The sequence below is a fragment of the Arthrobacter sp. NPDC093139 genome (genome assembly GCF_044754165.1).
In the GTDB taxonomy this organism is placed as follows: domain Bacteria; phylum Actinomycetota; class Actinomycetes; order Actinomycetales; family Micrococcaceae; genus Arthrobacter.
The window spans coordinates 49,296-67,990 of record NZ_JBIVOO010000004.1; the positions used below are offsets into that span (position 1 = coordinate 49,296).

Sequence of the window (18,695 nt, forward strand, 5' to 3'; positions counted from 1 at the left end):
GCGTGCCTAGAAGCTGGTCACGAGGTCACCCAGCACGGCTTCCAAGTGGTTCGGGTCAGTGGCGTCGTAGAAGTGTGCACCGCTGGCCATGGCGATGGCCCGCAGTGATTCGGTGTCGGCGTCAGCACCGTAGGCGAGGGTGAACACGAGCACCGGGGTGCTGTGGTGCTGATGGCTCAGCTGCTCCGTCAGCGACTTTAGGTCACCGGGATGGGTTGTGTCGTTCTTGCCATCGCTCAGGAGCACGATCGTGTTGATTTCGGATTCGTTGTATTCGCTGGCCTGTTCGGCGGCGAACTGCCCCACGGCTTCGTAGAGTGGTGTGGCGGCCACCGGCTGCAGGGCATCGAGTTCGGCCAGCAGATCGCCCTTGTTCGTCTTGAAGGGGGCCACCGGGCTGACCAGACCGGGAGTCAGCGGGCCATCCGCCACATGGGAGAACGCTGCCAACCCCAGTTTGTCGTCGTCGGTGAAGTGCTCCAAGGCACGGGTAACGGCGTTCTTGGCGCCCTGCAAGCGGGTTACGCCCGGGGCAATCTCCTGGCCCATGGAACCGGAGACGTCCAGCAGGAACAGCGCCCGGGCCCTTTTACGGATTTTGGGAAAGCTCTTCTGGACGTCGACCAGGACGTCCGCGCTGGGAAGCGGGACCGGCTGCAGGAACCGCGCATAGTGCCCGGTGTTGGCGACAGTGGGGTCCACCTTGTCCTGAATGGTGCGGTAGCCGGTGGTTTTGACCACTTCTTGGCCCTGCTCCGTCCGGGTGTAGGCCAGGAAGTCCTCGGCAGCGAGGCGCTGCTGGCTGCTGACCCAGTCGCCGGAGAGGGCCACAGCGGGATTGTCGGCAACCATGACGCCGTCGCTGGGGTAGATGGCCAGCAGCGGCTCCCTTGGTGCGGGGCCCGCCTGCTTCGTGACACCGTCGTTGCTCGAAATTCCCCGGTTGTAGTCCCATACGGACTTTTCATCGACGATAACGGCCGAGAGGAATTCTGAAACGTCTCCGGCGTCGTCCGCCTGCCGGGCGTGCCAGAGGAAGTGCTCCGGCGTGGCCATGTAATGGCTTGTGCTCAGCTCGCCATCCTTGACCTTGGTTATGACGGAGGGCTGGGTCAGCTGATCGTTTTGGATGTCCTTAAGGTTCCCACCGGCCACGCCGTAGGACGCCAGCAGGCCCATGAGCCCGGACGTGGAAACTGTGGGGCTGGCCTTGCCGAACTTGAATTTGCCCCAGTCCGCATGGCCAAGGCGTTCCCAGACGCCAGGGTCCTTCGACACCGCGAAGACTTCGGCCCACGTCGGTGCCTTGGTGTCCCAGCCGATCGCCTTGGCCATCGAGGCCGGCATGGCCACCACGATCCCGCTCCTCGCCACGCTGGCGCCATCCTGCCGGACGGCGTTCCCAGCGCGGTCCTCGGCTACACGCAGCCAGGCCGTGGAGTCCGGCAGCCAGACGGCGGGCCGTTCGGCGGCAGGAATGGAGGCAAATCCGTCTGCCATCCGGGTGGCCGCCACTCCTGATTTTTCCTGGTCCACCTTTACCGAGACGCACTTGCCGTCCACGCTGCGCGGCTTGGCAAGGTAGGCAGCCGCCAGCGACCGGACCATGTCGGCGTTTTCGAGTGATGCCAGGACCCTGAGGGGAATGCAAGGGGCAGCGCCTTCGCTGACAGCAGGGCGGTCCTCCGGAAGGACCGCTTCTGCCTGCGTCCCAGTGGCGGCGGACTGTGATGAGTCGATACCGCCCGGAGTGAGGAGGGGCGGCAGGACCAGAGCCGCGGCGATAAGACCCACAACCAGGGCTGCCGCCACAACTGAGGTCCGGATCCAACCGGGGTAGCTTGGCTTGGTGGGGGCACGGCGACGGCCCATGTTCGTATCCTTGACATCCAGGGATATGTCGCAGCTGCAACATACCGGCATAAACTGGCTCGCGGCGGCGCTGGCCGCCAAGTGCGCCTAGCCCCCGCCCCGATGCGGATGGCATCCGGATACGCACCTAAGAGGATATACAATGCCGGCCGTCCAGGGTGAATCGAAGTCACATCAAGGGTGAATCGAAGTCATATAGCTACTTGCGGCCGACGAACCAGTCCTGAAGCTTCTTGAGCCTGGACTGCAGCTGCTCCTCGTTGGCCTGCGCCACGGGCGGGCCGCCACAGACAGTGCGCAGCTTCGTGTGGACCACGCCGTGGGGAGTTCCGGTCCGGGCGGACCAGGCGGCCACGTTCTTGGCGAGCTCGTTCCGCAGGTCCATCAGCATCCGGTGGTCCGGAACTGCCGGCGCCGCGGGCGCCGCCGCCGGACCCTGGCGCTTTTTCCGGCTCTGCTGCTCGTGCTGCCGCTGACGCAGGAGGGTCCCCACCTGTTCGGCGTCCAGCAGGCCAGGAATGCCGAGGAAGTCCAGCTCGTCCTCGGACCCGATGTCGCCGCCCGTGCCGAATTCGCCGCCGTCGAACAACACACGGTCGAAGGACGCCTGGGAATCAAGGGCCTCGAACTTGCCCTTGGTCAGGCTGTCAGAGGCCTTGTCCTCGCGGTTGGCCTCGTCCATCAGCGAATCTTCCGGATTGAAGAGGCCGTCACCGTCCTCCTTTTCCGGCCGGTCCAGGGCGTGGTCGCGTTCCGCCTCCATGCTGTTGGCCAGCGCCATCAGCTGCGGCACGGAGGGCAGGAACACCGAGGCGGTCTCGCCGCGCTTCCGGGCGCGGACAAAGCGTCCCACCGCCTGGGCGAAGAACAGGGGCGTGGAGGTCGAGGTGGCATACACGCCCACGGAAAGACGCGGAACGTCCACACCTTCGGACACCATGCGCACGGCCACCATCCAGCGCTTTTCGTTCGCCGAGAATTCTTCGATCTTGCTCGATGCCTTGGCGTCGTCCGACAGAATGACGGTGGGCGATTCGCCGGTGATCTTCTTCAGCTGGCCAGCATACGCCCTTGCGTCCTCATGGTCCGTCGCAATCACCAGGCCGCCTGCATCGGGTACCGAGCGGCGCACTTCGCTCAGGCGCTTGTCCGCTCCGGCCAGCACTGCCGGAATCCACTCCCCGGCGGGGTTCAGGGCAGTGCGCCACGCCTGGGACGTGACATCCTTGGTCACGGCAGCCTCGCCCAGGGAAGCGGCCATTTCCTCGCCGGCGCTGGTGCGCCAGCGCATCTGGCCCGAATACGCCATGAACATGACCGGCCTCACCACGTGGTCGCGCAGCGCATTGCCGTAGCCGTAGGTGTAGTCCGCTTTGGACCGTCTGATGCCGTCGCGGTCCTCCGCATACTCCACGAACGGAATGGGCGAGGTGTCGGAGCGGAAAGGCGTACCGGTCAGCGACAGGCGACGGACCGCGGGATCGAAGGCCTCGCGCAAGCCGTCTCCCCAGGAGAGCGCCTCGCCACCGTGGTGGATCTCGTCCAGGATGACCAGTGTGCGTGCGGCCTCGGTCTTGGCGCGGTGCAGCAGGGGCTTGCTGGCCACTTGGGCATACGTGACCGCAACCCCGATGAAGCCGCGGCCGTGCTGGCCGTCGGAATTCTTGAAGTTCGGATCGATGGCGATCCCAACGCGTGCGGCAGCGTCAGCCCATTGCCTCTTCAGGTGGTCCGTGGGGGCAACGATGGTCACCCGGTTGACGGCACCGGATTCGATGAGCATGGACGCCACACGAAGGGCAAAGGTGGTCTTGCCAGCGCCGGGGGTCGCCACAGCCAGGAAGTCGCGCGGACCAGTGCTGAAGTAGCGGTCAAGGGCTTCCTGCTGCCAGGCACGGAGCTTCGGGGCGGTTCCCCAGGCTGCACGTTCCGGATAAGCCGGGGGCAGGGTGGGTCCGCCGAAGAGTGTCTCCGTCACTACTTGTTGTTGCCTGAGTCCCCGCCGGACCCCTTGCCGCCGTCATTTCCCGGGCGCAGGCCGTCATAGACCTCTTTGCACATCGGGCAGACGGGGAATTTCTGCGGGTCACGCCCGGGCGTCCAGACCTTGCCGCACAACGCGATGACGGGCTCACCGGTCAGCGCGGACTCCATGATTTTTTCCTTGCGGACGTAGTGCGAAAAGCGCTCTCGGTCGCCGGGCTCCACTTCCTGGCGCTGTTCCTCGCGCTCAATGGTGGCCGTGGACGATCCGGCTCCGGAGAGCTCACGCATGGGGTCGTTGTCGAGAGGATCCGTCATGCTAGTCATGCCATCCATCTTAGCCCGTCCCGGAACGAGGGTTGCGGACCCGGGACCCGAGCCGCGCAGCGGCGCACATCGGCAGGCCGCGGCGTCTACAGGTCCTGCCAGGCCGGCTTGTGGTCGTACGAGTGGCGGTAGTAGTCGGCCAGTTTCAGCGACGACGCCGCAGCCTCGTCAATCAGGATGGATGCGTGCGGGTGCAACTGCAGGACCGAGGCGGGGCAGACCGCCGCCAGCGGCCCCTCGACGAGATCATGGACCGCCTGGGCTTTCTGTGCCCCGGTGGCCACGAGCACCGCGTGGCGTGATTCGAGGATGGTGCCCAGTCCCTGGGTCAGCACGTGGTGGGGCACCTCGCCAAGGCTGCCGAAGAAGCGGGCGTTGTCCCGGCGTGTCTGCTCTATGAGCGTCTTGATGCGCGTCCTGGAAGCCAGCGATGAACCGGGTTCGTTGAAGCCGATGTGCCCGTCGGTTCCCAAGCCGAGCAGCTGCAGGTCCACTCCCCCGCTCTCCCTGATGGCGTCCTCGTACGCCCGGCACGCGGCGGGTATGTCCTTGGCGCTGCCGTCCGGGCCGTGGACGTTTTCCCGAGGAATGTTGACCCTGCCGGCAAAGTCCCTGCGGATGACTTCCAGGTAGGACTCCGGATGGCCGGCTTCCAGCCCCACGTACTCGTCCAGCAGAAAGCCATGGACGCGGCTGAAGTCCAGCAGGCCGCGCTCGTGGCGCGAGGCCAGTTCGTCGTAAACGGGAAGGGGCGACGAACCTGTGGCCAGCCCCAGGACCGCATTGGGCTTGCGGCGCAGCAGCGCCTGGATGGCATCCGCTGCCAGCGAGGCGATCTGCCTGTTGCCGGGAAGGATCACGACCTCCACGGTCCACCGCCTTTCATCTCTCGGTGTTGACCGGACGCGTGCGGTCCAGGCCAGCGGTCTCGTGCAAAGTCAAGCTCCTGCACGGTCAACCTCCTGCATAGTCAAACACGTGTGGAGCTGCACCGGCAGGCCCTTACCTGTTGACTGTCAGCTGCGCCAGCAGCTCGGGTCCGCGGGCGTCCAGCCAGCGTCCGCCGATGCGTACGCCTGCCACAAAGAGGGCCATGCCCAGCAGCGGCCCGACGGCAAGGCTCGCCCAGCCAAAGGCCGGGTCGCCGGTTACGGACTGGGCGATGACCAGGGCGGCCTCCGGAATCGTCAGCACGAGCAGGATGCCCATGCCGCAGAACTGAACGGCCAGGGTCTGGCCGACGTTTCCGGGCGGTTTCTTGAAGGGGCTGTCCCCGGGAAGCGGAACCGCCGCCGTATAGCGGGCCGAAACCACTGACGCGAGGCCAAGCCCGCTCAACAGCACTCCGAGGGACAGCCCCAGTATGGCGGGCAGCCACTCCCAGTCCCCGGTCAGGAAGAACGGCCCCACCGCGAGGACCAGCACGGTGGGCAAGGCAAACGTGAGGCAGGCCAGAGCGCGTCCCAGCCGGTCATGCAGGCCACGGACTCCCGCGGCGAGGTGCAGGGCGAATGCGGTGTTGTCGTAGGACACATCGGCCGAGATGGACCAGGCCAGTAGGAATGCGGTCAGCGGGCCGACGATCATGATGATGCCGAAGTTGCCCGTCTGGCTTCCCTGGAACGCGAGCACCACTGGCAGGAGCGGAATGGCCACGAGGGATCCGGAGTACCGGGGATCCCGGAACCAATATGTCAGGGAACGGGCCGCAATGGCGCCTGTGGGCGAGGCAGGAAACAGCCCGAACAGCCCCATCCGGCCGCCGGTCCGGCGGTTGCTCCCGGCGTAGGACGGCGTGACCAGGGCCCGCTCCAGCAGGAGTTTCCAGCACCAGGTCATGCCTGCGAGGGTCACCACACCGATGAGGAGCTTCAGGGCTGCATCAACGGGACGCCCCGCCGCGAGCTCCCCGCCCAGTGACCAGGCTGCGCCGAGGGGCGTCCAGGACAGAACCCGCGCAAGTTCGGTGAGAAAGTCCCGGGAGTCCGCAATCCCCTGTGCTATCGCGGCCACGATCGGACCCATCAGGATCAGGGGCACCATGAAGGCCAATGCACTGGCATCCTTGAAGCGCCGCGACGCAGCCAGGCTGGCTGTGGCAGTGGTGACCACCTTGGACAAAACAACACAGCTCAGCACGGCAAGGACGGCACCAGTGAGGGCTCCGGCAGCCGGGATGAAGCCACGCCACCAGGTGCCCACCGTCGCCAGGGCCACCAGTGCCGTAGCCAGCCCGGGAATCCCGATCAGGCCGCCCACAGCAAGGCCTGCCAGCAACTGGGGCATGGGGATGGCCGAGGTTGTGAACCGTGCGGGGTCCAGCGTCATGTCGGCCGTCGCGGCAACCACGGGCACGATCCCCCAACCGAGCAGGGCCGCCGAGCCGCCCAGCACCACAACGGTCTGGGCCAGCACCGGGTCCTGCTGGCCGAGGAAGAGCAGCGCAGCGACACACATGCCCACGGTCCCCAGGGCGTACAGCCCGCCGATTGCCAGGCCGAAGAGCTGCAATGGACTCCGCCGCAGCCCGTTCCGCAGCAGGGTGAGTTTCAGTCTCAGAAGGTGCGCAACCACTCGAGCCCCCCGGTCTGGACCTTTCCGCCCACCAGTTGAACGAACCGCTCTTCCAGGGTGAGGCCACCGCGGACGTCCGCCACCGTCCCTGCGGCCAGGAGCCGTCCTGCGGCAACGACGGCAACGTGGTCACACATCCTCTGCACCAGGTCCATGACGTGGCTGGAGACGATCACGGTTCCTCCGGTGGCGACGTATCGCTCCAGGATGTCGCGGATGTTTGCTGCGGAGACCGGGTCAACTGATTCGAAGGGCTCGTCCAGGACCAGCACTTTGGGTGCATGGATCAGGGCTGAGGCAAGGGCTATTTTCTTGGTCATGCCGGCCGAGTAGTCCACCACCAAGGTTCCGGCGTCCCCGCCAAGGTCCAGCGCAGCCAGCAGTTCCCCGACGCGGGCCGAGACCACCGCCTTGTCCATGCCGCGCAGCAGGCCCGCGTACGTGACGAGCTGTTCGCCCGTGAGCCTGTCGAAGAGCCTGATCCCGTCCGGCAGGATACCCATCAGCTTCTTGGCTTCCAGCGGCCGCGCCCAAACGTCCACGCCGTGGACCACCGCCGTGCCGAAGTCGGGCCGCAGCAGCCCGGTGGCCATGGACAGCGTGGTGGTCTTGCCTGCGCCATTCGGGCCCACAATTCCGAAGAAGGAACCGGCAGGAACCTCCAGGCTGATACCGTCGACGGCGATCTTGCTGCCGAAGCGCTTGGCAAGTCCCCTGATGGACAGGGCTGCGGAGGGAACACTCATGAACTCACCCTATCCGCGCCGCGTCCGCAGGGGGATCCCCCTCAGGGAGTAAAGCGCCGCGGGCGGCGGGTCCGTCTCAGGGAGGAGGGCCGCGCGCAGCTGCGGGGCGGTCAAAACGTGCGCCGGGGCACCGCCCGCTCGTACTGAGGTACCCACGTGAGGATCAGGGCCGCTCCCCCGGCGGCGAAGGAGCCCAGGTGCATGAGGTGCCAGTCGTTGGGCACGCCTGGCGCGGCTTCCGGGTCGCAGCTGTACTGGCACATGGGCGAAACCCAGCCCCGGTGCTGCAGCTGGAGCGAACGGAGGGACAGCGGCCTGAAGAGGGCCGGAACTGTCGCTAGAACAGCACCCGGGCCAGCGCCTGACGGGCTTTCGCGACTCGCGGGTCGGTGCTTCCAACGACGTCGAACAGCTCCAGCAGCCGCACGCGGGCTGCCTCACGCTCCGGTCCGAAGTTCCTGCCGATGAATGCCACCACGCGGTTCAGGGCATCCTCCACGTGTCCGCCGGCAACGTCGAGGTCGGCGACCCCGAGCTGGGCATCCAGGTTGTCGGGCTCCTCGGCCGCACGTTCCCGGATCGCCTCGCCGTCGGGGCCGGACAGCTTCTGGAGCCGGTCCATGAGTTCAACCTGTGCCAGGCCTGCCTTGGCCTCGGCGTCGGCCGGCATCTCCGTGAGGGCCTGCCGGTAGGCCGCCGCAGCTGCGGCATAATCCCCTGCCTCAATGGCATCGAACGCAGCCTGATGCAGCGGCGGGACCGGCGCGGGGGCAGGCTCGGCCGTGGCAGCCCCGCCGACGTTTCCGGACACGCCATTGGCTGCGGCGACCTTAAGCAGTTCGTCGAGCAGTGCGCGGATCTGCTGCTCATCCGCCCCGCCCTGGAACAGCGGAACGGGCTGGCCCTTGAGCACCGCCACCACCGTGGGCACGGCCTGCACCTGGAATGCCTGGGCAAGCTGGGGAAAGGCGTCGATGTCCGCCGTGCCGAGCACCAGCCGGCCGGCATACCCCTGCACGATCCGCTCCAGTGCATCAAGCACGCCCGCCGATTCCGGCGAGTACGCCGCCCAGAGTGCGAACACCACAGGCACCTGCGTCGAAAGCTCCACGAGGTCCTGGAAGTTGGCCTCGGTGACCTCGACCCGGAGCGCAGGCGCCTCGGAGCCGGCGGCGCCCTGCGCGCCGGCCGGGGCCGTTCCCGCCGGTCCGTTCCCGGCGGCAGTGCCTGCCGGGGCGGTGCCTGCGGCGGGAGCCGCTGGCGGCGTTTGGCGCTGCTTGAGTGCGGACAGATCGACGGCGCCGCGAAGATTGAGGTGGCTGTCGGCGGCTGAAGGGACAGGACGGGAAGCTGGCGAACTCATAGCTTCCACTCTAGCCACTCCCTGCGCCGCAGGAAGCACGTTAACGCAGCACTGTTAACGCAGAGAGCACCGTTGCCGCGGGCCGCGGCAACGGTGCTCTGTTAACAGAGAGTCCTGCGTTTACTTGAAGCTGGCTCCGACGAGTCCGCGTGTGGCGGCCACGAGCTTCATCGGGTCCTTCGATCCGGTCGGCGGAACATAGACAGCCACGGATTCAGCAAAGTTCAGCACCATGCCGGAGGTGGTTTCCTTGCCCCCGGCGAGGACTGCGGCGTCGTTTCCGATGGTGAGCTTGTCACCTTCAGCCTTGGGCGTGCCATCGAAATTGAAGGTGAGGCGGCCGAGCACCAAGGCTCCGCCATCCGCGGTGCGGAAGACCACGGTGGCGTCTGGGACGACCTTGTGGGCGAAGGCGAACTCACCGTTCACGCCCGACTTCACGACGTCGGCCTGGTAGGACAGCGTGTCCGCGATGTACGGCGAGGACTCGCCCTCCACCAGCTTGCTCTTGAACGTGGAGTTCGCGTTGGTCAGCCGGTCAGCAAGACCGGAGAGTGCTTCCTGCCCGCTGTACAGTAGACCGGACTTGTCGCCGGGGGCCAGTGACTCGGTGCCGTTCCGGGCAATCGACGGGAACGTGGTTCCGGGCTGGAGCGGGCTGGTGCCCACCAGCTTGTAGTTGTCGCGCGGGGACTTCTGGACCAGGGTCAGCAGCTGGGGCACCACATTGCCCTCACCCTGCGTTACGGCCAGCACCTGGCGCGGCCAGGCGCGGTTGCTGGTCACCACGGTGGTCAGCAGCTTGGTCGCGCGGACCGGCATGCGTGCGTCGTAGGAAGCCACGCGGGAACGGATCTTGTAGTTCTGCGTGCGTACCTCGAGCTCCGTCCCGGCAACGCGGGCGGCAAGCTTCTTGGAGTCCTTTGCTGCGTCGCCGGAGTCTGTGGCACTCGCCACCTGCTCCAGGATCCGGCGGAACTGGGCGTCCAGAAGCACTGGCGCGGCGCCGGCATCGCCGGAGGCGGCCGCCGTGGAGGACGCCCCCTGCGTCGCAGCCGGCTCCGGCGTCTGGCTGGCCTGGGCGGCAGCGCCCGTTCCGGCGAGCAGCGCGGCGGTGGACGCGGCCACGATGAGGCTCATGCGCGAGGAGGAGGAACCGGCTGCGGCCTTGGCACGCTTGGCGAACAGGTTGCCCGGACCGGCGGCGGAGCCGCCCTGCCCCGGTGTTCCGCGGTTGCTGCCCTTGGGCTTGAGCACCAGGAGCGCAGCACCGGCGAGCATGAGGAGTGCGCCCATCACCATGAACGGCACAGCCCACGGCGTGGAGGTGTCGTTGGGGAAGGTCATGGAAATCGACGACGGCGCGGGCTTCTTGCCGTCACTGGCCAGCAGGAGCGACCACTCGCCGTCTGCGGGTGGGGACCACGTGTAGTCCAGTTCGCCGCTGGCGTTTTCGCTGGAAACCCAGAGGTCCGATCCGGCCGGCGACGGGGCGGCTGCTTCACCGTCGGTGCGCTCCACCTGCAGGGACTTCTTGTCCTCGGAGAGCCCGGTGACCGTGTTGTGCGCCGTCTTGCCCACCCAGGCAGTGACGTCGTCAGGGCGGCCTGCGGCGAGGAGGAAGTTGCCCTCACCCTTGACCTTGATGGTCACTGTTCCGCCTTCGAGGGTGCGGAGCTTCTGGTCGATAACGGTCAGCGGCGCGGCTTCGGCATCGGCGGGCGCCGTGGCGGTCACCGTCTCGGCGGGGGCCCACACCGTCTTCTGTCCGATGCCGGCGAGCAGTGTCAGGAGGCCGAGCAGCACGAGTGCAACTGCAGTCTTGAAACGCAAAGGAGTCCTATCATCAGCGGGGGTTTGCCTTCAATAGTAACCGTTTTGTTACCAATCCTTCAGTTCGGGTCACCTAACCCTTCCCGGGACACTCCAATGAAACAGTGCACATCCGGCTATTCACAAGGCTGCTGATAGTGTTTGCGATGATCATCACATGCGGCCCGCAGCCGCGGAGCCATGGACGGAAAAGGCATCAAAAGCAGTGACTGAACACACGGATCCGTCGATGCACGGCCCGGAAAACCTGCCCCACGCCGGCTCCTCCAATGACGCTCCAGCCGCGAAGCACGCTCCGCATGAACACGGCAAGCCGCAACGGACCATGGCACGCCGCCCCGCCGCGATTGGAGCCATGCTGAAGCGGCTGCGGCAGCCCATCCCCGGCGCGCAGCCGAGGCTCCGTTTCGAGATGCCGCCCGAACAGCTGGACACACTCGAAGCCGAACCGTCCGAGGCCGGCGACACCGCCCGGTTCGGCGCCCCCGGCCCCCGGATCTCTGCCCAACATCCGCTGTACCTCGGCTTCATGGGCACCGTCGGCGTCGGCCTTGCCCTCCTGGTGTACTGGATCGGTTCCAACACCACGCAGCTTCTGCTGTGGATCGTGGCGGCCCTGTTCATAGCGCTGGGCCTCGATCCGGTGGTGCGCTGGCTGGAAAGCCGCAGAATTCCGAGACCTGCCGGAATCCTGGTGTCCGTCTCGGTACTGGTCGCCGCGGTGGTGGGCTTTTTCGCCACCCTCATTCCCACCATCGTGGAACAGGTCACCGAACTCGTCAGGCTGGCCCCGGTGTGGGTCCGGGACTTCATCGATTCGGAGTTCTTTCGGACGGTGGACAGCCAATTCGGCGTGCGCGACCGTATTGCCGAGGAACTGGATAAGTTCGTCAACAACCCCGCGGCCATGGGCGGCATCTTCGGCGGCGTGGTGGGGTTCGGCTCCACCGTCGCTAACAGCCTCTTCGGAACCCTGATCGTGCTCGTGCTCAGCCTGTATTTCCTGGCAGCCCTCCCGGCCATGAAGAAGTGGGGATACCGGCTCGCCCCGCGGTCCCGGCGCGACAGGGTGGAAGCGCTCTCCGAGGAAATCACCCGCTCGGTGGGCAACTACGTGATCGGACAGGCCGTGGTGGCCCTCCTGAACGCCACGTTCGCCTTCATCGTCATGTCCGTCATCGGTGTCCCGTTCGCTGTGCTGCTGGCATTCGTCGTGGCCCTCTTGGCATTCATTCCCCTGGTCGGCGGGCTGATTGCCGGTGTGCTGGTCACCCTGATCACCCTCACGCTGGGCTGGCAGTCGGCCCTGGCCTATGCCATCTGCTACTTCGCCTACCTGCAGTTCGAGGCGTACTTCATCTCGCCACGCATCATGCAAAAGGCCGTCGCGGTGCCCGGTGCCGTCGCCGTGATCTCGGTGATCGCCGGAGGCAGCCTCCTGGGCGTCCTCGGGGCCCTGATTGCGATCCCCACGGCCGCCGCCGTCCTGCTCCTCGTCAAGGAGATCTACATCGTCCGCCAGGACAAACACTAGGCCCACCGGACAGCCCCCAGGACAAACACCCAGCCGTTAGGCGGTCGCTGTAGCCGTGGGTCCGCTCCACTCCTGGGCGAGGCCGCCGGCGCCCGACCCGGCGCGCGTGACGTCATCAACGATCTCGTTGAGCACCCGGGCAGCCTGCTTCTCCCCCACCCAAAGGTGCTTTGCGCCGTCGACCCCTACAACCCGGGCCTGCGGCACGAGGCTGAAGCGGGCGGCCGCGGCGTCCGGCCGGAGGTAATCGTCGTGTTCGGGCACGAGGACAGTCAGTGGCTTGCCGGATTCCGCCCACTGCCGCAGGTGCGCGTCCGTGGCACGGTGCAGCGGCGGGGACAGCAGAATGGCGCCTTCCACCTTTGAGGCCACGGGTTCAACGGCGCCGTACATAAGGGCGAGCTCCGTGCCGAAGGACCACCCCACGAGCCAGCGGTTCGGCAGGCCCCTCTCCACCGCGAAACGGACCGCGGCTTCAACGTCATACCGTTCGCCGATGCCCTCTTCGAAGTGACCGTCGCTGGTGCCCCGGGGCGACGAGGTTCCGCGGGTGTTGAAACGCAGCACGGCCACGCCTGCGAGTGCCGGCAACCGATAGGACGCCTTCCTGTAGACGTGGGAGTCCATGAAGCCGCCGTGCGTGGGCAACGGGTGAAGCGTGATCAGCGTGGCGCTGATCTCCCCCGACTCGGGCAGGGCTAGCTCGCCAACCAGCGTGCGGCCGTCTTCGGTGTGGATCTCGATGTTCTCGCGGCGGGCGGGCAGCACCGTGGAAGCGCGGATGGCGGTGGCTTCTGCCGGCTGGCTGAAAACGTACGACGACGGGTCAAAAGTCATGCGTAACAGCTTAGCTTCCGCTACCGGTACCGAAAGTTCCGCGACGTCCAGCAGTTGGTGTGCCAGTGCCGGCGCTCGGCGAGACCCGCCGCTGCCCCGAATATATGGTCGTCGGCCCACACCACCAAGTGCGCGATCCCCGGCAGCACTGCAGTGGAGCAGCCCGGGCAGATGTAAGCCTTTTCTGCCTTGCGGGCGGTCATCGTGCGCACCATCCAGACTCCATCCGGCGCGTTCTCGCGCCGGGCAATGCCGGCGCGCGCCCGCTCAAGGTCAAGCTCGGGAACCGGCCCGGACCCGTGCTTGCCTCCGGCCGCGGCCTTCCCCGGTCCGGAGCGCCCCGCGGAGGCGCGCCCTGCTGAGGAGCGGCGGGGACGGTTCGAACGCGGCATGCTTCCATTCTGCCCCAGCCAGAACCATGCCCTGACCCCGCCGCGTGCTCCGCAGGGGCTGCACGGCCTCCAAGCGGAGATCGGCTGCCCGGCTGACGCGGTAGTGTGTACGGCGTGCGTCTAGTCATAGCCCGTTGCTCTGTTGATTACGTTGGCCGCCTCAAAGCCCATCTGCCCCTCGCCACGAGGCTGCTCCTGGTGAAGGCCGACGGCTCTGTGCTGGTCCATTCTGACGGCGGCTCCTACAAGCCGCTGAACTGGATGAGCCCGCCCGCTTCCCTGCGCATCTCCTCACCGGATGAGGCGGATGTCGAGATCGGCGTCATCGAACAGTGGACCGTGCAGTCCGCCAAGACTGACGACAGGCTGATCATCAACATCCATGAACAGCTTCACGACACGTCACATGAGCTCGGCCAGGATCCGGGGCTTATCAAGGATGGCGTCGAGGCCGACCTGCAGCGGCTGCTTGCCGAACAGATTGAAACGCTGGGATCGGGGTTCTCGCTCATTCGCCGCGAGTACTTCACGGCGATCGGCCCAGTGGACATCCTGGCCCGGGACGCTGACGGAGCCACTGTGGCCATTGAACTCAAGCGCCGCGGCGACATCGACGGCGTGGAACAACTGACCAGATATCTCGAACTGCTGAACCGGGATCCCCTGCTCGCTCCGGTCCGCGGGATCTTCGCCGCCCAGCAGATCAAGCCGCAGGCCCGCGTCCTCGCGGCCGACCGCGGCATCGACTGCATCACGCTGGACTACGACGCCATGCGCGGTGTGGACGACATCGAGTCACGGCTTTTCTGACCACTGACTTCGGCAGTGGGGAACCCGGGCAGGCGTTTACTTTCGTTTTACCCAAAATTTATCGGATTCTGTGTTTTGCCCGTTGACCAGACCGTGCTGTCATGAAATTCTTAGACGAGTCTTTGTGTAGGTGTTTTTCATGCTCGCAAGACCATGTTGCGAGCGCGAAGCTCCTGCAATGCTTTCCGGCCCGGCCGGAGCTGCAAGCCAGGATTCTTCTCGCAGAGTGACCAAGACCAGTACGAAGTGTGCTGGCCTTAAATTAGTTCCATAATGAGGAGAAATAAATGGCACAGGGAACCGTCAAGTGGTTCAACGCTGAAAAGGGCTTCGGCTTCATCACCCCGGACGACTCCGATGGCGATGTCTTCGTTCACTACTCTGAGATCCAGACGGGCGGCTTCAAGACCCTCGACGAGAACCAGCGCGTTCAGTTCGAGATCGGTCAGGGTGCCAAGGGCCCCCAGGCCACCGGTGTAACGCTGGTCTAATAGCAGCATCTGCTAATAATGATCCCCGGTATTAAATACCGGGGATCATTTTTGGTTGCGTTGCTCTGCAATTGCAGATCATTGAATTTTCTAACGCACGAGTGTCCTCAGCAGACGCGCGCTTTGCCGAATGGAAAGTCCCGGCAGATAAGCGCGGCTCAGGGCGCGGCCTATGGCGGGCAACTGCAGCGGGTCCTGGTAGTACAGATAGAGAGTTCTGTACTCGGGCTTGAAACGTGACTTGAACGTCGCCAGAGACCTGAATCCATAGATCGGTTCGAGTGCCCGCCCCACGACGTCAAGGATGCCGGCCAGCACTTCAGTCTCCTGCGCCCGTCCGCCGCTGCCCCCGGGAACAGCAGGGTCCTGAGCCAGCGGCGAACCGGAGAGCGAGATGACCTCGACTGTTTTCCGTAACTCCAGGACGGCGGATGCAATCAGGAACTCCATCACTCCGGGGAAGGCTTCGCCGCGCCGCCGCATGAAGTCCAGGGTCCAGCTCACCACGTGCCCGCCTTCGTACGTCGGCAGCCAGCTCGTCACTCCGTGCACAAGTCCCTGCTCGTCGACGGCGAGGCAGCACAACACGTCGTCGTCCATCAGCTCGTCGACGCCGCCCAGGGTGAAGCCCATCTCCGGAACGGTTTTCTGTGCTGCCCACTCCTCGGAAACTTCACTTAGCTGGGTCCGCAGGGACTGCGGGAGGCTGCTGTAGTTGCCCCATCGCGCGTTCACCCCGAGTTTCTTGGCACGGTTAAGCGCAGTGCGGACGTTTTGCCATTCCTTGCCCTTGAACTCCAGTTCGCGCACCGACAGCCTCGTCTCCTGGGCTACCGAAACCCGTGAGAAACCACGGTCGCTCAACATTGGCCATAATCCGTCGGTGCAGGAATAGAAGCATGGAATCAAGGCATGGTCGGCGCAGAAGCGCAGAAAGCCTTCAGCAGCCGCCTCACGCCGGAGAGGGTCGCCGAAGGGTCCGGCAAGGGTCAAGGCGACGCTGCCGTGCTGTTGGTACGCGATCCCGGCACCTCCGCCCGGCAGAAACCAGTACTTGTTGGGCTCCCACAAGGCCATCCACGAGAGAGAATCGCCGCCTCGCCTAACCAGCTCCCGCGCCGCCTCCCGGTCGTCCGCCCCCGCGTCGGAATGATCATGGCTCCCCAGCAGGACCATCCAGACACCTGCGAGTGCAACAATCCAGAAGATGACGCCCGAATAGGCAAACAGGACGGTTTCCAGGGCACTGTGGTTCTCGAAAACCCGCCGGTAGAGTCCGGGCAGGGGTACCGGCAGGTATTGCCGTGCCAGTTCGCCGGCCAGGACCAGCAGCCCTCCGTCCCTCCGCGGGCCACCGGCGGCGTACCAGGATGCGGTATACAGCGAGGCCAGTGCCAGCCAGGTTCCTCCGACCGTAACCGCCAGCGCCCTCAGGGCCCGGGATGAGGTTTGGATGCGGAAGTGACGGCGGTACGCCAGCAGCAGCACCACCAGCAGTACCGGCACAGCGACCAGCGGCAGAACGTGCACGAACTTTGATTCCAGCGCCGAGGTGTCCTGAAGGGATACGGAACCGGCCATCTGGGCGAAGAGCGCCAGGTACACAGCGGACAGGGCGGCCACTGTCAGCTGGACGACTATGGCAATCCAGAGCGCCAGTTTCCGGCCGCGGCGCATCCCGTCGGCGCAGATCAGCAGCAGGATCACCGGTACGACGGCGAGAGCCAGGCCCAGCGGCCCCCCGAGGCCCTGCCTGTCCAGTTCCAGGCAGCCTGCGTCCAGCGTGCCGCCGCAGTTCTCCTCAAGCTGGCTCAGGGTGGGCAGCGGGTTGAGGACAACGTTGCGCAACTGGGCGAGCGGCCCGGCGGGACTCCGTGCCGCGGCGGTGAGCATTGGCCCGATGGCGAAGATGGCGACCGTCAAGGCGAGGAGGTTGCGGGTTTCGCGGCCGGTGGAACGGTGCCGGTGCAGAACTCCCTGGTCACTTTGAATCCACCATCCTGCGGCCAGCCCCAGCAGCGCCCCGAGCAGCCCCACCACGGCTTCGGGGTGTCCCACGTAGAGCACCAGCAGCAGCGCCGTGGACAGCACTGCAGTGCGCAGCCGCCGCTGCCACAGCGCCGGGAACAGGCCGCTGGCTGCGAGGGACGCGGCGAGGACAGGGGCATACGGCCCCATCAGCAGTGTATTTTCCATGGACCCGAGCCACGGGTCACCGGCCTGCTCGGCAACCTGGGTAATCAGGAGGAAGAGTGTCACTGAGGCGAACTGTCCTCCGAAATAAAAGACGGCCGTGCGCACGGGGCCGAGCTTCCTCTCGGCAAACCCCAGCAAAAGCAGAATCATGAGCCCCGCGGCCAGGTATGCCGCGGGATTGCTGGCGAAGAACATGGAGGTGAACAGCGACCACCAGCGCCCGGCTTTGACGCCCTCCGCGTTTACGGCCGCGAACTCAAGCATTGATTCGGGCGGCCCCGCCAGAAAACTGCCGGTGACAGCACCGGCCGTGACGAAAGCCGTCAGCACGGCAAGTGTCAGTGGAGTGGTCCTAAAGTGCTGCAGGCACACCTTCGCAGTCTGCCGGAGCACCTTGGTGAGAGTATCACCGGCGCCGGCTTGGGATACTGCCGTCAAGGCGCGATGCCCCAGCGCGGGGCGAAGAAATCGAGCGCATCCTGCATGCCCCTGGACACGGTCTCCCAGGAGTGGCCGGAGTTGGCGATGCGGCGGACTTCAACCTCGAATCCTGCTTCGCGCGCGGCAACCGAAAGCACGTCCATGTAGCCCGTAAACTCGGGGTCGGCGGCTCCGGCAGCGAAGTAGACCGCGTTGCCGGTGAAGTTGTGCTGTTTCATCAGATATAAAGGCGTCTGCGCTTCGAAGGCCTTCGCGTCTCCACCGAAAGAAGCCTCCACTGTCTTCTCCCGTTCCTTGGCCAGCGCTGGTTCCTGTTCACTGGCAAAAGCGAGGATGGACCTGTAGAGCTCCGGATGCCTGGTGCCCAGTTGCATGGCGCATGTGCCACCGAACGAAAACCCTCCGACGCCCCAGTTTCTCCGCTCCGCACCGACGTCGAGGGTCTCACTGATCCAGCGGGGAACATCGACGGACAGGTACGTGTCCGCCTTGGCGATACGGCTGTCCATGCAGAGCGAGTTCCCGGAAGAAGAGCCGTTGGGATCCACCACCACCACTACCGGGGCGACTCCATGGTGCCGGGCGGAGAACCTGTCCATGTGGCTGCGCAGGGCTCCCCCTGTCAGCCAGTCGGCCGGCCCGCCGGGCTGACCGGAAAACAGCACCAGCACAGGAAGTGCGGGGCGTTCCGGGCTCTGGTACGCGGGCGGCAGATAGATATAGGCCTCGCGGGCGTCGAAACCCGAGCTAGTGCCCGGAATGTCCGCTTTCCGGAGCACGCCTTCGGAGGGCAGGCCTTCAGGCTTCACCCATTCTGCGAGCTGTACCGGCACGGCCCCTCCGGCTTGGCGGGTCAACCCGGCCTCGAGCGGAGGAATGCGGGCAACGGCTGTTCCCAGAAGGTCCCCCACTGTGCGGTTCAGCCCGAAGTAGGCATTCATTTGCACCGAGGACAGCAGGACGACCCCCAGCATGGCTGCGGTGGCGGCGGCCCTGCCTTTCCAGCCGGCAGGGGCGAGCCGTGTGATCCAGAGCAGCACGCCGGCTACTGCCGGGACGGACCACCCGAGCACCTCGCGCGGGAGCTCTTCGGGGAACGTGGAGAAAACGTAAATGAGCAGCCAGTGAACGGCTGCCACGAGGAGGGCGGCCGAGGCCACGGCAAGAACGGGCACCAGGGGCCAGAGTCTGCCGCGCCGCCAGAGCAGGTGAACTGCACCCACGGCTCCCACAGCGCAGGCGGCCCAAAAAAAGGGCCCATCCACGAGCCGGATATCGGCAAGGGCGTCCATGCCG

15 protein-coding genes and 1 pseudogene are annotated in these 18,695 nt (G+C 65.8%); 3 read left to right on the forward strand and 13 right to left on the reverse strand.

Annotated features, from left to right (window positions below; genetic code table 11):
* Positions 1-6: 6 nt before the first annotated feature.
* From ACIP90_RS08105 to ACIP90_RS08145, 9 genes and pseudogenes are all read right to left on the reverse strand, one after another.
* On the reverse strand, positions 7-1,872 hold the full coding sequence (locus tag ACIP90_RS08105) for a substrate-binding domain-containing protein (RefSeq protein WP_400578399.1): 1,866 nt from the start codon (positions 1,870-1,872) through the stop codon (positions 7-9).
* A gap of 199 nt (positions 1,873-2,071) precedes the next feature.
* Positions 2,072-3,850: a DEAD/DEAH box helicase gene (locus ACIP90_RS08110; protein WP_400578400.1), complete on the reverse strand. Its 1,779-nt coding sequence runs from the start codon at positions 3,848-3,850 to the stop codon at positions 2,072-2,074.
* Positions 3,850-4,191, reverse strand: coding sequence for a DUF3039 domain-containing protein (locus ACIP90_RS08115; RefSeq protein WP_400578402.1), 342 nt, complete (start codon positions 4,189-4,191; stop codon positions 3,850-3,852). The genes ACIP90_RS08110 and ACIP90_RS08115 overlap by 1 nt, the downstream gene beginning before the upstream one ends.
* A 77-nt stretch (positions 4,192-4,268) precedes the next feature.
* Positions 4,269-5,051, reverse strand: a complete 783-nt coding sequence (gene nagB / locus ACIP90_RS08120; RefSeq protein ID WP_400578403.1) for a glucosamine-6-phosphate deaminase — start codon at positions 5,049-5,051, stop codon at positions 4,269-4,271.
* Between the two features lie 133 nt (positions 5,052-5,184).
* Complete coding sequence (locus ACIP90_RS08125; protein ID WP_400578404.1) at positions 5,185-6,756, reverse strand: transporter; 1,572 nt, start codon at positions 6,754-6,756, stop codon at positions 5,185-5,187.
* Positions 6,738-7,502, reverse strand: coding sequence for an ABC transporter ATP-binding protein (locus tag ACIP90_RS08130; protein WP_400578406.1), 765 nt, complete (start codon positions 7,500-7,502; stop codon positions 6,738-6,740). The genes ACIP90_RS08125 and ACIP90_RS08130 overlap by 19 nt, the downstream gene beginning before the upstream one ends.
* A 155-nt stretch (positions 7,503-7,657) precedes the next feature.
* Positions 7,658-7,813 (reverse strand): annotated as a pseudogene (locus tag ACIP90_RS08135) (NADH:flavin oxidoreductase/NADH oxidase); the annotation flags it as partial.
* 26 nt (positions 7,814-7,839) lie between these two features.
* Positions 7,840-8,865, reverse strand: coding sequence for a co-chaperone YbbN (locus tag ACIP90_RS08140; RefSeq protein WP_400578408.1), 1,026 nt, complete (start codon positions 8,863-8,865; stop codon positions 7,840-7,842).
* Between the two features lie 120 nt (positions 8,866-8,985).
* Positions 8,986-10,698 carry a hypothetical protein gene (locus tag ACIP90_RS08145; protein ID WP_400578410.1) on the reverse strand — a complete coding sequence of 571 codons (1,713 nt, stop codon included), beginning with the start codon at positions 10,696-10,698 and terminating at the stop codon, positions 8,986-8,988.
* A 205-nt stretch (positions 10,699-10,903) separates the two neighbouring features.
* Here ACIP90_RS08145 and ACIP90_RS08150 point away from each other — a divergent pair, with 205 nt between their 5' ends.
* Positions 10,904-12,232, forward strand: coding sequence for an AI-2E family transporter (locus ACIP90_RS08150; protein WP_400578412.1), 1,329 nt, complete (start codon positions 10,904-10,906; stop codon positions 12,230-12,232).
* 36 nt (positions 12,233-12,268) lie between these two features.
* Here ACIP90_RS08150 and ACIP90_RS08155 read toward each other — a convergent pair whose 3' ends face one another.
* Both ACIP90_RS08155 and ACIP90_RS08160 read right to left on the reverse strand, forming a co-directional pair.
* Positions 12,269-13,069, reverse strand: coding sequence for an alpha/beta hydrolase (locus ACIP90_RS08155; protein WP_400578413.1), 801 nt, complete (start codon positions 13,067-13,069; stop codon positions 12,269-12,271).
* 20 nt (positions 13,070-13,089) lie between these two features.
* Positions 13,090-13,461 carry an ATP/GTP-binding protein gene (locus ACIP90_RS08160; RefSeq protein WP_400578414.1) on the reverse strand — a complete coding sequence of 124 codons (372 nt, stop codon included), beginning with the start codon at positions 13,459-13,461 and terminating at the stop codon, positions 13,090-13,092.
* A gap of 114 nt (positions 13,462-13,575) precedes the next feature.
* Between ACIP90_RS08160 and nucS the strand changes: the two genes are divergently transcribed.
* Positions 13,576-14,271 carry an endonuclease NucS gene (nucS, locus tag ACIP90_RS08165; protein ID WP_400578416.1) on the forward strand — a complete coding sequence of 232 codons (696 nt, stop codon included), beginning with the start codon at positions 13,576-13,578 and terminating at the stop codon, positions 14,269-14,271.
* A gap of 287 nt (positions 14,272-14,558) precedes the next feature.
* Positions 14,559-14,762 carry a cold-shock protein gene (locus tag ACIP90_RS08170; protein ID WP_011692441.1) on the forward strand — a complete coding sequence of 68 codons (204 nt, stop codon included), beginning with the start codon at positions 14,559-14,561 and terminating at the stop codon, positions 14,760-14,762.
* Between the two features lie 90 nt (positions 14,763-14,852).
* Here the strand turns inward: ACIP90_RS08170 and ACIP90_RS08175 are convergent, their stop codons facing one another.
* Together ACIP90_RS08175 and ACIP90_RS08180 are read right to left on the reverse strand one after the other, a co-directional pair.
* Positions 14,853-17,351 carry a phosphatidylglycerol lysyltransferase domain-containing protein gene (locus ACIP90_RS08175; protein WP_400578417.1) on the reverse strand — a complete coding sequence of 833 codons (2,499 nt, stop codon included), beginning with the start codon at positions 17,349-17,351 and terminating at the stop codon, positions 14,853-14,855.
* A gap of 41 nt (positions 17,352-17,392) precedes the next feature.
* Complete coding sequence (locus ACIP90_RS08180) at positions 17,393-18,691, reverse strand: alpha/beta hydrolase (RefSeq protein ID WP_400578418.1); 1,299 nt, start codon at positions 18,689-18,691, stop codon at positions 17,393-17,395.
* Positions 18,692-18,695: the final 4 nt, after the last annotated feature.

Excerpts from the sequence above, each read along its gene's own strand:
- ACIP90_RS08105 (WP_400578399.1), bottom strand. The coding sequence starts at position 1,872 with ATGGGCCGTCGCCGTGCCCCCACCAAGCCAAGCTACCCCGGTTGGATC.
- ACIP90_RS08155 (WP_400578413.1), bottom strand. The coding sequence starts at position 13,069 with ATGACTTTTGACCCGTCGTCGTACGTTTTCAGCCAGCCGGCAGAAGCC.
- ACIP90_RS08160 (WP_400578414.1), bottom strand. The coding sequence starts at position 13,461 with ATGCCGCGTTCGAACCGTCCCCGCCGCTCCTCAGCAGGGCGCGCCTCC.
- ACIP90_RS08170 (WP_011692441.1), top strand. The coding sequence starts at position 14,559 with ATGGCACAGGGAACCGTCAAGTGGTTCAACGCTGAAAAGGGCTTCGGC.
- ACIP90_RS08115 (WP_400578402.1), bottom strand. The coding sequence starts at position 4,191 with ATGGATGGCATGACTAGCATGACGGATCCTCTCGACAACGACCCCATG.
- ACIP90_RS08180 (WP_400578418.1), bottom strand. The coding sequence starts at position 18,691 with ATGGACGCCCTTGCCGATATCCGGCTCGTGGATGGGCCCTTTTTTTGG.
- ACIP90_RS08130 (WP_400578406.1), bottom strand. The coding sequence starts at position 7,502 with ATGAGTGTTCCCTCCGCAGCCCTGTCCATCAGGGGACTTGCCAAGCGC.
- ACIP90_RS08140 (WP_400578408.1), bottom strand. The coding sequence starts at position 8,865 with ATGAGTTCGCCAGCTTCCCGTCCTGTCCCTTCAGCCGCCGACAGCCAC.